Below are 11,919 nucleotides of genomic sequence, written 5' to 3'. Positions count from 1 at the left end.
CAGCTTCGCGGTATGCAAAGCTCGTAATTACTCTTTCAAATATAATTCGAACTCAATCAGAATCAGAAAAGATAGTTCAACTCACCATAAACCTGAGGATCGCGATCATTTGATGCTTTCCTATCGCCTAAGGGTGTAGCAACTGTCAGCGTGGCCGTAAATGACTCAGCAGGCATCAGGCGTACACCTACACCAAGACCGCTCAGGTCTAGCTGGGACTCCTCACCAAGAAGTGCATTATTCTTATAACCATGAGCATAATCGGCAAACAGCATTAGCTGTAATACCTCTCCCCAGGTTCGATTATTAAAGGCAGGCTTATCAGAAAACCCAGGCGCATTGCTGATTAACTCTAAACCTGTATAAAAACCGGAATCAGCCAGATACTCGCCGCTTGGGTAAGCCCTCACACTATCAAACCCGCCCATTCCAAACTGCTTAACGGAGAACAGGGAGTCAGGAGAATACTGCGCATTAAACTTTAAAATAAGGGCATTATTATCAGACAACCGCTGATAGCGGGATAGATTAAACTCAAACAGATTAAACTCTGCAGGCGCGGGCCCTTCAGAAGAGGTGCGGCTGGCATTAAGGTCATTATTCTCCATGGCCCCCAGAACGCCGGCAAAACCATGTTGTACAGAAACTTCTCCGCGAGTAAATCCACCACCAAAAATGTTATCTGAGAAATCATAACCATAGGCGGCAACCAGAGCCGTAAGCTTATCAGCGCTACTCTGCTCGGATGCCTGAGTGTTTTCAACCTGATCATGAACCAGCTCAGCCTTGACATAACTATTCCGGGTGCGGCTACGGCCAAGCTGTTTTTTCAACCCTGCTTTCCATTGCTTAGATTTACCAGCGAATGCAAACGCAGCCAGATCACGACCTACTTCGTAATCACTCTGATGATAATGTAGTGAAGCGATATAGTCAGAATCGACGGGGCTAAACTCATAAGTCGCCCCGCTGTACTTCGCATTATCAACTGAAAAGTCCCCCTCAACCTCCGGCTTATTCTGTATGATAAAATTCAGTGTCAACCTATCCGCCAAACCCAGGGGGTTATTCACAGAGAGATCCAGCCCCAGGCGCTCTTCGCCGGAGTATTGTGAACCTTTATTATCCAGATAGACTGCGCCGGACACCCGATCTTCACTGTTAATATTGATTAACATTTTAGTGGAGCCCACACTCTCCCCTGGTTCAAGCACGCCGGAAATATCGAGGCCAGGATAATCCAGCACAGTCAGCAGTGAAGATTCAATGTCTGATTTATTAAGCGGTTTACCTATTTGATCAGCAAAAACACGGCTTATCGTTTCAGCGTCATAAGAGGAATCACCGGACACTTCTATCTCACCCAATTCACCCATAAGCAGATGCAGCTCTACTGTATTATTCACCACATCCTGAGCGGGTACATAAGCAGTTGCCAACACCAATCCCTTAGCGCGGTAATAGTTGGTAATTTTATCCGCTAACTGCTGCAGTCGCCCCAATGTAAAGCGTGCATTATTCTCCACCATCGCAGACATCAGCATCTCAATGACCACTTCATCGTCGACCAACTGTTTAGTATTCTGTGATGGGACAAGCTGGTATAAATTAAGCAGATATACATCAAAAAGGGGACCTGCGCTTAAATCAACCGGACGGTCTTTTCGAGGGGGAATGGTCAGATCAACTTCTTTAGGGAGCCCCGGCTGTTGTGATAATGTTCTGGGGGTCGTGCCGCCGGTCGTTGCTCCATCAGGCATAGGTTTAGTTGCGGCGGATACACTAAACGCCAGCAGACAACAGATTCCTCCTGCTACAAGACTTTGTATTGGAGTATTCAACCAAATGGTTTTATTCATTGTTCGCACTCATCCCTGTAAGCGTTTAACTTTCCGTAATATTTCTGAACTGATTACTACATGTTTTACAAGCTAAGGCATCGACAACACTTTATGTATTTGCCTTACCTGCTCTTCATATACGCGTGAGAACTCATCACCATACAAACCATGGAAACTATCCTGGGCTTCATGTTGTAGCTGTTGATATGCCGTCGTATAGAGGTCCCAATAGCGACTCTTCTTCGATAACGTAAAGCGAACGTTTAACTGAGACTCTAATGCTGCAGGTTCAAATCGTTTAAGCAGCGCTGTTAACGCGGCCTGCATACCAGACATCACGGCGACCTGATGTGCTTTCACATCAACCACACCCTCAAGAACCGCTTCCTGAGGGCCAAGATAACCCTCTGAATGGGTTAGCATAATCAACATCGCGTCTTCGATACTGTGACAAAATTTCAAAGGATTATTCCTGACAGCTCCAATGCGCGTCACATCCATACCGAATTCACGCTTAATATCACTTCGGGTCTGAAGGATCTCCATTGTTCCTTTGGTGAGGATCTTCAGCATCTCTCCTGCGGCGTGCATAATTTCAACTTTATTCCTGCCAATAAGGTCTTCAGACTTGAGCCCAAGCCCATCCAGAAACGCCCGAATTGCGCGACTGTCGATATGGAGCTCTGAATTATTAAGCTCTGAATTATTAAGCTCTGAACTATTAAGCTCTGAACTATTTAATGCAGGGCTTTGCGCTTGCGACTGCTCTACACTCATTGATTCAGGCGCAACCTGGTTTTTAGCTGTTACAGATTCATCGACGTCCGATGTATAAGGCATTGCTGGCTTAAGCAGACCTTCCGATGCTGAATCATCATACGCAGCAGATAGAGACTCGCCTGATACATCAGCAGTGCAGTCATTGGAAGTGCCCACATGTAGAGAAAGATCTGAAAAATCAAAAGGGTTATGATCTTCAGAATCAACACTGCTTTGATATTTTGGAGCGCGGTAAAAGTCAGCGGTATTTCCCAGAGGGATATTGGGTAAAGGCGCGACGCGGGATACGGGATGGTGTTCTGCTAAATCAGCTTCAGTTTCGCTAAAAAAATCATCGATGGAAAACGAGTCCTGACTGGTCTGCTGATGTCGCACAGGCTCATCATCTTCAACAGAGACTAATAGTTGATTTTCGCCAATAATCAGACAATCACCGTCCTGCAGTTTATGACGCTGACCACGAGTTATAAACTGGCCAGCATTTAACTGAGTACCGGGAGAACTGATGTCTTCGAGATAGTAGCTGCCTGAAATCTGGTAGCAGCGGACATGATAGCGTGAGCAGTATCGATCAGGGTCTTCCAGCACAATCTCATTATCATCGGCCCTGCCAATGGTGAAATCCTCTCCGGAAAAAACCTTCTCGACTTTCCTTGCGGGAGCGATACCCCTGAAAGCAATCAGAGTAATTCTAATCTTCACCGCCAACCATCCATAGTAAGTACGTCCTAATTGAAAACTGTCCCTGTTCTCGCGAGAGTGCGTATTTGGCCACAATCCGCAGTGAAGGTCAACTGACCCCGATCAGCTATAAGCATCGATGTAATAGAACATCTGTTAATAAAATATATACAAAAAAGCCCCCTTGCGGAGGCTTGATCACATGAGTACTTTTCAGAGATTATCCAACCCCTGTTCGACCATCGCCACCGCGCGGAATATAGCCCGGCCTTTATTCATGGTTTCATCCCATTCGGAACTGGGCACAGAGTCGGCAACGATACCGGCACCGGCCTGGATATGCAGCTGGCCGTTTTCAATCACGGCGGTGCGGATGGCGATCGCAGTGTCCATATTGCCATTCCAGGATAGATATCCAACAGCACCGCCATAGATGCCCCGTTTAACCGGTTCCAGCTCGTCAACAATCTCCATCGCCCGAACTTTTGGTGCGCCACTCAGGGTACCCGCAGGCAGCGTTGCACGCAGCACATCCATCACTGAGACCTCTGGCTTCAGCTGACCGATAACATTAGAAACGATGTGCATCACATGCGAGTAACGTTCAACCACCATCTGCGCGGTCAGCTCAACCTTGCCTATTTCTGCGACCCGGCCGACATCGTTTCGCCCCAGGTCAATGAGCATCAGATGTTCTGCAAGCTCTTTCGGATCAGCCAGCAGCTCTTTTTCCAGCGCCAGGTCTTCAGCCTCCGTTTCTCCCCGCGGGCGGGTTCCGGCAATTGGCCGAACCGTTACCACGTTGTCTTCCACCCGAGCGAGGATTTCCGGTGAGGAACCCACGACATGGTGATCACCCAGATGCAAAACGTACATATAGGGTGACGGATTCAAGCAACGCAGGGCACGATAAAGATCAAGAGGGCTGCTGGTAAAAGGAATCGTCATCCGCTGCGATATAACAGTTTGCATCACATCGCCTGAAAGTATGTATTCCTTAATCCGATCAACAGCGTCTTTGAATTGCTGTTCTCCAAAGCTGGATTTGAACTCTGATTCAGACACCTGACGGCGCTCTGTCGGCTGAGTCTCCTGATAGGGTACGGAAAAACGCAGCCGGGTAACCAGTTCATCCAACCGCAGTTGCGCCTGATTCAGGGCATCCTCTTCGGCGGGATCAGCATGACTGATCAGAATCAGCTTACCACTAAGATTGTCAAACACGACAACCTCATCTGACACCATCAACAGAATATCGGGTGTGCCAATCACATCGTCTGGCACACTATCGGCCAGCCTCTTTTCAACATAGCGGACACAGTCATAGCCAAAATAGCCTACCAGACCACCATTAAATCGAGGCAGGCCCGACAACTCCGCCGCCCGATAGCGGGCCTGAAACTGTTCAACAAACGCCAGCGGATCAGCCACTTCTGACTGCTCGACTATTTCACCGTCGGTCTCAATCCGGACACTGTGACCAAAAACTTTAAGCACCGTCCGGCAAGGCAGGCCGATGATTGAGTAACGCCCCCACTTTTCGCCGCCTTCCACGGACTCTAACAGATAGCTGTAGGGTTGATTAGCCAGTTTCATGTAGGTGGAAAGAGGGGTATCCAGATCCGCCAACACTTCGCGAACCACAGGGATACGGTTGTAATTATGAGCTGAAAGCTCAGCAAATTGTTCAGGTGTCATGGTCTGTTCTCGTAACAACTCTGTAATGTCTTTAACAGAGTTTTTGAAATCGATTCCGGGTGAGTTTTTAAGCAGCCGGGCGTAATAACTGATAAGCGGGGGTCAGTTACGCCATCGCCAACGTTCCCCCACACAGAAGGAGCAAAGGTTTATATTCATTGGGGCTACCAAATCTGACACAGTGATTCCAGACAATCGTTAATTCAGAGATCCAACCTTATAGCAGCCCTCTCTCCGAATCAACCAGGTCAGTTATTCACAGACCGATTTTTTATGGATCATCGCTTTTTACCGGGAAAGGCATCTTTGATCTCGAAAAAATAAGCGTTATTCCGGTAACCAGCAGGCCCAACCGACCTAAAAACAGGTTAATAAGGTTAGCCATGAGACCAGCAATGATGACGTTATGGCTGAGCAGTGGTTTCGCGCGAACAACGAAAAAAAACCCGGCCTTGGGCGCCGGGTGAATGTTTGGATGAGAGTCCATTTACTTAAGACTGGAGGAGAGTCTTACAACTTACTTACATAACAACCTATCAACAACTCGGTTGCCATAACCCTGTAGGGGAGAACCTGGGGGGTCATGACAAACCCGATAAGTCACAGTATAGTCAGCAAAACTACAAATAAAATACGAATTTACTATGATAATAGTAAGATTTTTTCGAACTATATTATTCTCCATCAGGTATCTCTATGAATTTCAAACACCTGCGTTACTTTCTGGTGGTTGCTCAGGAAGGCAGCATCAACCGAGCCAGCGAGAAACTACACCTGACCCCACAAACCATCAGTGGCCAGCTGAAACTGCTTGAGCATGAACTGGGCACTCCCCTATTCAGAAAACGCGGCCGTAGTCTCAAGCTCACCAAAGCAGGCCAGCACGCGCTCAACTATGCAGAGGATATTTTTCTCTTAGGCGATGAATTGAAACAGAGCATCCATAATCCCGTGAGCCACAAACAGCAACGCTTCAATATCGGCATTGCTGATGTGCTACCGAAGCTGATCACCTATCATCTGCTGGAACCCGCACTCAAACTAAACGATGCCAGTCGACTAATCTGCGAAGAGGGACCACTGCCGAGTCTGCTGGCAGATCTGGCAACTCAGAAGCTGGACCTGGTATTGGCAGACCGCCCACTGGATGCCAGCTTTCATATCCGCGGTTATAACCACCTCTTAGGGGAATGCGGACTTAGTTTTTTTGCCACGAAAGAGGTTGCCGCGAGCTATCGGGCTGATTTTCCCGCGTCACTAGAGGGGGCTCCCATGCTAATGCCCTCTGCAGAAACTGAACGGGGGATGGGCCTGAAGCGCTGGTTTGAGCGCTATAAAATCAGGCCGGATATTAAAGTAGAGTGTGCCGATACCGCACTGATTGAAGCCTTTGGCCTGTCCGGCGCCGGCATTTTCTGCGCGCCGACCGTTATTGAGAAACAGATGACCCGGCAATACGGTGTCGAGGTGATCGGGCGGATGGACGATATCCGGGAACGTTTTTATGCCATATCACTGGAACGTCGGGTAAGTCACGCCGGGGTATTAGCGGTGTGTAATGCGGCCAGAATGGCACTATTTGATGAGATAGATTCGATCTGACCATGTCATCAGACAACAAAAAACTTAACCGGGAGAATTCATCAGTTGATCAGCTCAATCAGGTTATCAATGATAATATCAGGATTGTAGGATGAAACCAGTTCACCGTGATTGTATCCGTAGCTGACGGCGGCCACTTTGCAACCCGCCGCCTGCGCCGCTTTAATATCACTACGCGAATCGCCTACCATCAGAGTTTGTAGTGGTGTGACCTTCAGCTTATCCATCGCATACTGCAGGGGCATTGGATGCGGCTTTTTCTCGGACAGACTATCGCCCCCCAGCACCACAGAGAAATAGCGCCGCAAACTAAATTCGTCCAACAGGGTTTCAGTAAAGCTCATCGGCTTATTGGTCACCAGCCCCATACTCACCTGGCTATCATACAAGAAGCTTATAAGTTCCTGCACGCCCGGATAGAGCGTGCTCTGCTCGGCGCAGCACTGTCCGTAATGTTTCAGAAACAGCTCAAAGGCCTGATTAAACAGCGCTAATTCAGGTTCATCACCACAGGGAGTGTCACTCTGCGTCAGTGCTCTCCTGACCAACATCTGTGCACCGTTACCCACCCAGTTTCGCACCCGTTCCGGCCCGGCTATCGGCCGGTCCAGCGAAGCCAGCATACGGTCAATGGCAAGTGTCAGGTCAGGGGCACTGTCCAGTAAAGTACCATCCAGATCGAACAGCACCAGTCGGGGCAATGCGTCGTCATACAATGCGGTTATCTGCATCCGAATTTCCAGACTCTGTTGTGGGTTTCAACGCCTTTTAACACTTCTCAACACTTTTGAGCGCGGTTCAGCCAACCTTTGCCAGCGCTGCCCGCATGGTATCGATAGTGACCTTATAGTCATCGGTATTAAAGATGGCAGAACCGGCCACAAAGGTATCCGCACCGGCTGCGGCGATCTCAGCAATATTTGCAACACCCACGCCCCCGTCGACCTCAAGACGGATATCATAGCCACTGTTGTCGATAATGGCGCGGGCCTGTTTTAGCTTATCCAGGGTTGCCGGAATAAATTTCTGACCACCAAAACCCGGGTTAACCGACATCAGGAGGATCATATCCACCTTATCCAGCACATAATCAAGATAGCTCAGCGGCGTTGCCGGATTAAATACCAACCCCGATTGACAACCCCCATCACGGATCATCTGCAGTGAACGGTCGATATGCTCAGAGCCTTCCGGATGAAAGGTAATGATGCTGGCACCGGCGTCGATAAAATCACCAATCAGGCGATCAACCGGCTTGACCATCAGATGCACATCGATCGGAGCTTCGATACCGTGGTTACGCAGCGCCTTACACACCATAGGGCCAATCGTCAGGTTGGGCACGTAGTGATTATCCATGACATCGAAATGAACGTAATCCGCGCCTGCTGCAAGGACATTTTCAACCTCTTCACCCAGGCGGGCGAAGTCTGCAGACAGAATTGATGGAGCAATCTTATAGTCAGCCATTAACATAACTCGAAAAGTAATAGGAAGAGGATTCTGGCTATTGTACTTTGCAGGCTTTGAAACTCAACCGACTTTCGTTCTTGCTAATATTGTCTCGCTCTTGAATAATCGCAGCATGAAACTCATCAAACCGCTGATTTTTACACTATTTATAAGCTCTGCTATGGGCTCTGCTATAAGCTTTGCTGCAGACCTGCCTACGGCAGAGAAAAATGGTGCCGAAAGTTCAGACTCGTCTGCCAGTAATAATTCTGAAGCTAACTCTGCTGATCGGATGGTGCCTGATTTCTCCCAGCAACAGCAGGAAGACCTGGCTCTGGCACTAGCTCACAACATAGAAACTGAGGTGATCTGGCTGGATCTCAATGGCCAAAAACAGCTGGCGCTGCTGCAGCAAGCTGCTACAGCAACACCTGCAGGTACGGTGATGATCTTCTCTGACCAGTCCACCAGCGCTGACTGGCCCGCTATTGTGCACCCGTTGCGAACTCAACTCACCAAGTTTGGCTGGAATACCCTGAGCATTACCCTGCCTGACCTGCCGCCGCCGCCGATCCCGAAACGAACGCTGCCCACTCTACAAGACAGAAAGCAGATTCAGACGCCCACTGATGCCGCAAATTCACAAACGACTGAAACAGCCCAGTCAACTGATCAAAAAAACGTTAAAACAGAGGTCAGTAACCCTGATAGCGCTTCTGCTGCAGAAAAAATGAAAGAATACCAAAAAAGTATTTCTGAGCTGGGACAAGACGCAGCTAAACAATTAGCGGATGCTAAAGGAGATCTTAAAATCATACTGGGGGTGGGCGAAAGCGCTACCTGGGCGATGCACTACTTTATGCAGGATGAAACACAAGCCAATCGTTTTCTGGTGCTTCTGGACCCTACACCGGTGATGAATGAAAACGCCCCTAATCTTCTGCAGATGATCACAGAGATTAAGGCTCCGGTCATAGATCTCTGGTTTAGCAATAATAGTTACAAACAGGAGCGTGCAACGTTACGTAAACGTGCCGCAAGCAGAAGCGGTAATAAGGAATACCGGCAGTTTCGCCTGAATCAGCAGAGCAACGATCCTCGCAGGGAACCTCTGTGGCTGACCCGCCAACTGAGAGGCATTTTGAAAACCTACATCCTCACAGCCGAGCAACCGGAAGCCCCTGCCGCGCAGGCAATAGAGCTGACTCCCGGTCAGTAAATTTAAGCCGAGGACATATCAGCTATTTTTTCGCGCTGTCCTGATGCGGTCGTAAGCGGCCTGAATCTCCTGAGTTTTTTCTTTCGCCAGCTGCATCATATCCTCTGGCAGCCCTTTGGCGACCAACTTATCCGGATGGTGCTGACTCATTAAACGACGATACGCCTTTTTAAGCTCGGCATCGGACACAGACTCAGCCACGCCCAGCACCCCATAGGACTCTTTCAATAGCTGCTGCTCAGAGACATAACCGCCCTGATGGGACTGATAACTGTGTTGTTGATATGAGAACTGTGACTGCATCCGCGCCATCAGCGCTGCCATCTCCGCCTGAGACATCTGCAGCAAACCACACACTTCACGAATAATAATGGTTTCTGCTTCACTGACTTGACCATCCGCCATCGCAGCCTGCAACTGAATTTCAACAAACATCAGTTTCAGAGGGATACGGAAACGGATCAAAGCGCTCAGCGGACGCATCACCTCGGCGATATCATAATCACTCTCTTTACCCTGAGAAAACAGTTCCATCGCTTCACGGCGACGCTCATCGCTCAGGCCCATTCGGTCCATCACTTCCCGGGCGTACCGAATTTCCTCTTCGCTGACACGTCCATCGGCTTTTGCCAGCTTGCCCATCACGGTAAAGGTTGCCCGAAAAAAAGCATCCTGAGGATTCAACGCGTTACCCAGCGCATTCTTCAAAGCAGCTGACACCGCCACACCGATGCCTGCACCGAACAATAGGCCAAAAAGACCACCGCTCATCAGGCCGATCAGACCACCCACGATTAACGCCGTTCGGTTTCTCCTGATCAGCTGCCCCAGACTGAAACCTGCGTTCTCACTACTCAATGCCATCGACCCAACCTTTTGCTATATCTTCACTGACGTCCTGAAGCCGTTCAGGCGTCCCTATATCCCGCCAATACCCTAAAAAATGCTCTCCACTGATCTGCCCGGTCTGCATCGCTTTACGCAGCAGCGGTGCCAAAGGGAACTTCCCCGCCGAACATCCATCAAATAGTTGAGGCGAAATCAGGCTAAGACCACTAAAGGTCAATTTTGCATCACCCTGCTCCTTCACCCGCCCTAGCTGTAGTTGAAAATCACCGTCTGGATTATGCTCTGGATTAGTCACCATCACCAGGTGAGCCAGACTCTGCGGCTCAAGCGTCCGGTTGACCAACTGCACCAGCGGATAGTTAGTAAACAGATCCCCATTGACCAGCAGAAATGGCTCACCGTCTTTACTTAGCAGTGGCAACGCTTTGAAAATTCCGCCGCCGGTTTCCAGCGGCTCTGTTTCAGCAGACCAGTGCACCACAGCACCAAAACGCTGACCATCACCAATACAGCGTTCCAACTGTTCGCCCAGCCAGGCATGGTTAATCACTATCTCAGTGACACCCGCGGCCACCAGTCGTTCAATATGGTATTCAATCAATGGCTTACCCGCCACCGGCAAGAGTGGTTTGGGCATTGTCAGCGTCAACGGACGCATCCGGGTGCCAAGCCCTGCCGCCAGTATCATCGCCCGCATCAGCTAAACCACTTATCCAGGTGGGTGTTATCAAAGTGCTCACTGGCATACATTGCGGGCACAACCACGTCCTGCAGCCAGGCGGAAAAAGTCAGCAGACTATCATAGCGACCGGCCACCCGGATAATGTAGTTGAGCGTACGCGGGATATCGGCAAGATAACCCGACTTTTCATCCCTCAGACTCAGACGGGCAAAAATACCCGCTGCTTTGAGGTGGCGCTGAGCACCCATCAGATCAAACCAGCGGTAGAAGGTTGCACGGTCATACTGATCCAGTAAACCATCCGCAACCAGCTGTTCACCAAACTGATCGACCCACTGATAAACTCGCATATCCGGCCATTCGATATAGCAATCCCGCAGCAGTGACACCAGGTCGTAGGTTATCGGACCGATAACCGCATCCTGAAAGTCAATAACACCGGGGGTATTATCGCCATCCACCAGCAAGTTACGTGAATGATAATCACGGTGAACACAGACTTTGGGCTGTTCCAGTGCTGCATCAATCAGATATTCCGACACCTCATTAAACAGATGTCTGACCCCGGGCTTCAGCTCTATTTTCAACAGATCAGCCACCAGCCAGTCACGGAACAGATCCATCTCTCGCTGTAACAATGCCCGGTCATATTCCGGCAACGGATGACCACTGATATCCTGACATTGCTGCAACCGGGTCAGCGCGGCAAACGCCCGACCATAAAGTTCATCAGCCGTGTCATCAGTTAACTGTCCCAGATAAAGATCATCCCCAAGATCAGACAACAGCATATAGCCCTGCTGAAAATCCACAGCGTGAACGATCGGCGCATGTATTTCCAGCGGTTCCCACGCTTTGGCGATACAAACAAACGGATGACTATTCTCTTTTTCGGGAGGAGCATCCATCAGAATCCAGCTCATCCCGTGACTTTTGAGACGAAAATAACGCCGGAAACTCGCATCTCCTGAGACCGGAATGCATTGCCAGTCCGAAGCCAGATCTATGTTCAGCTCGGCAAATATCAGCTCTACCCACTGTTTTAGTCCGGCCAGCCTTTGTCCCATATCTATCAATCCCCTAGCGTTGTTATAGCTGAATGTTTTATCATGCCA

Annotated in this window: 10 protein-coding genes; 2 read left to right on the top strand and 8 right to left on the bottom strand. The window is 49.4% G+C overall.

What is annotated here, in order from left to right; genetic code table 11:
- Positions 1-62: 62 nt before the first annotated feature.
- The 3 genes from Q0499_RS22585 to trpE all read right to left on the bottom strand — a co-directional run bounded on the left by Q0499_RS22585 (position 63) and on the right by trpE (position 5,000).
- A complete protein-coding gene (locus Q0499_RS22585) occupies positions 63-1,859 on the bottom strand; it encodes a ShlB/FhaC/HecB family hemolysin secretion/activation protein (RefSeq protein WP_299204928.1) in 1,797 nt (598 codons plus the stop codon).
- 72 nt (positions 1,860-1,931) lie between these two features.
- Complete coding sequence (gene tagH / locus Q0499_RS22580; RefSeq protein WP_299204925.1) at positions 1,932-3,323, bottom strand: type VI secretion system-associated FHA domain protein TagH; 1,392 nt, start codon at positions 3,321-3,323, stop codon at positions 1,932-1,934.
- A 192-nt stretch (positions 3,324-3,515) separates the two neighbouring features.
- Positions 3,516-5,000, bottom strand: coding sequence for an anthranilate synthase component I (trpE, locus tag Q0499_RS22575; RefSeq protein ID WP_299204922.1), 1,485 nt, complete (start codon positions 4,998-5,000; stop codon positions 3,516-3,518).
- Between the two features lie 696 nt (positions 5,001-5,696).
- Here trpE and nhaR point away from each other — a divergent pair.
- Entirely contained in the window at positions 5,697-6,602 is a 906-nt protein-coding gene (gene nhaR, locus Q0499_RS22570; protein ID WP_299204919.1) for a transcriptional activator NhaR, read from the top strand.
- A 41-nt stretch (positions 6,603-6,643) separates the two neighbouring features.
- Here the strand turns inward: nhaR and Q0499_RS22565 are convergent, their stop codons facing one another.
- Together Q0499_RS22565 and rpe are read right to left on the bottom strand one after the other, a co-directional pair.
- Positions 6,644-7,333 carry a phosphoglycolate phosphatase gene (locus tag Q0499_RS22565; protein WP_299204916.1) on the bottom strand — a complete coding sequence of 230 codons (690 nt, stop codon included), beginning with the start codon at positions 7,331-7,333 and terminating at the stop codon, positions 6,644-6,646.
- A gap of 67 nt (positions 7,334-7,400) precedes the next feature.
- Entirely contained in the window at positions 7,401-8,072 is a 672-nt protein-coding gene (gene rpe, locus Q0499_RS22560; protein ID WP_299204913.1) for a ribulose-phosphate 3-epimerase, read from the bottom strand.
- A gap of 115 nt (positions 8,073-8,187) precedes the next feature.
- Between rpe and Q0499_RS22555 the strand changes: the two genes are divergently transcribed.
- Positions 8,188-9,273, top strand: coding sequence for a DUF3530 family protein (locus Q0499_RS22555; RefSeq protein WP_299204908.1), 1,086 nt, complete (start codon positions 8,188-8,190; stop codon positions 9,271-9,273).
- Between the two features lie 18 nt (positions 9,274-9,291).
- On the opposite strand, the gene djlA is transcribed toward Q0499_RS22555, so the two are convergent.
- Genes djlA through Q0499_RS22540 form a run of 3 tightly spaced genes read right to left on the bottom strand, consistent with a single transcriptional unit; the run spans position 9,292 to position 11,871 of the window.
- Positions 9,292-10,137, bottom strand: a complete 846-nt coding sequence (gene djlA / locus Q0499_RS22550; protein WP_299204905.1) for a co-chaperone DjlA — start codon at positions 10,135-10,137, stop codon at positions 9,292-9,294.
- Positions 10,124-10,819 (bottom strand): N-acetylmuramate alpha-1-phosphate uridylyltransferase MurU, encoded by a 696-nt coding sequence (gene murU, locus Q0499_RS22545; protein ID WP_299204902.1) that lies wholly within the window; start codon positions 10,817-10,819, stop codon positions 10,124-10,126. Before murU ends, djlA begins: the two co-directional genes overlap by 14 nt.
- Complete coding sequence (locus Q0499_RS22540) at positions 10,819-11,871, bottom strand: phosphotransferase (protein WP_299204899.1); 1,053 nt, start codon at positions 11,869-11,871, stop codon at positions 10,819-10,821. The genes murU and Q0499_RS22540 overlap by 1 nt, the downstream gene beginning before the upstream one ends.
- Positions 11,872-11,919: the final 48 nt, after the last annotated feature.

Origin of the sequence: uncultured Amphritea sp. (assembly GCF_937127095.1) — a bacterium.
Lineage (GTDB): Bacteria > Pseudomonadota > Gammaproteobacteria > Pseudomonadales > Balneatricaceae > Amphritea.
This window is presented reverse-complemented; position numbering and strand designations above follow the sequence as displayed.

Excerpts from the sequence above, each read along its gene's own strand:
- Q0499_RS22565 (WP_299204916.1), bottom strand. The coding sequence starts at position 7,333 with ATGCAGATAACCGCATTGTATGACGACGCATTGCCCCGACTGGTGCTG.
- trpE (WP_299204922.1), bottom strand. The coding sequence starts at position 5,000 with ATGACACCTGAACAATTTGCTGAGCTTTCAGCTCATAATTACAACCGT.
- Q0499_RS22585 (WP_299204928.1), bottom strand. The coding sequence starts at position 1,859 with ATGAATAAAACCATTTGGTTGAATACTCCAATACAAAGTCTTGTAGCA.
- djlA (WP_299204905.1), bottom strand. The coding sequence starts at position 10,137 with ATGGCATTGAGTAGTGAGAACGCAGGTTTCAGTCTGGGGCAGCTGATC.
- Q0499_RS22555 (WP_299204908.1), top strand. The coding sequence starts at position 8,188 with ATGAAACTCATCAAACCGCTGATTTTTACACTATTTATAAGCTCTGCT.
- Q0499_RS22540 (WP_299204899.1), bottom strand. The coding sequence starts at position 11,871 with ATGGGACAAAGGCTGGCCGGACTAAAACAGTGGGTAGAGCTGATATTT.
- nhaR (WP_299204919.1), top strand. The coding sequence starts at position 5,697 with ATGAATTTCAAACACCTGCGTTACTTTCTGGTGGTTGCTCAGGAAGGC.
- rpe (WP_299204913.1), bottom strand. The coding sequence starts at position 8,072 with ATGGCTGACTATAAGATTGCTCCATCAATTCTGTCTGCAGACTTCGCC.
- murU (WP_299204902.1), bottom strand. The coding sequence starts at position 10,819 with ATGCGGGCGATGATACTGGCGGCAGGGCTTGGCACCCGGATGCGTCCG.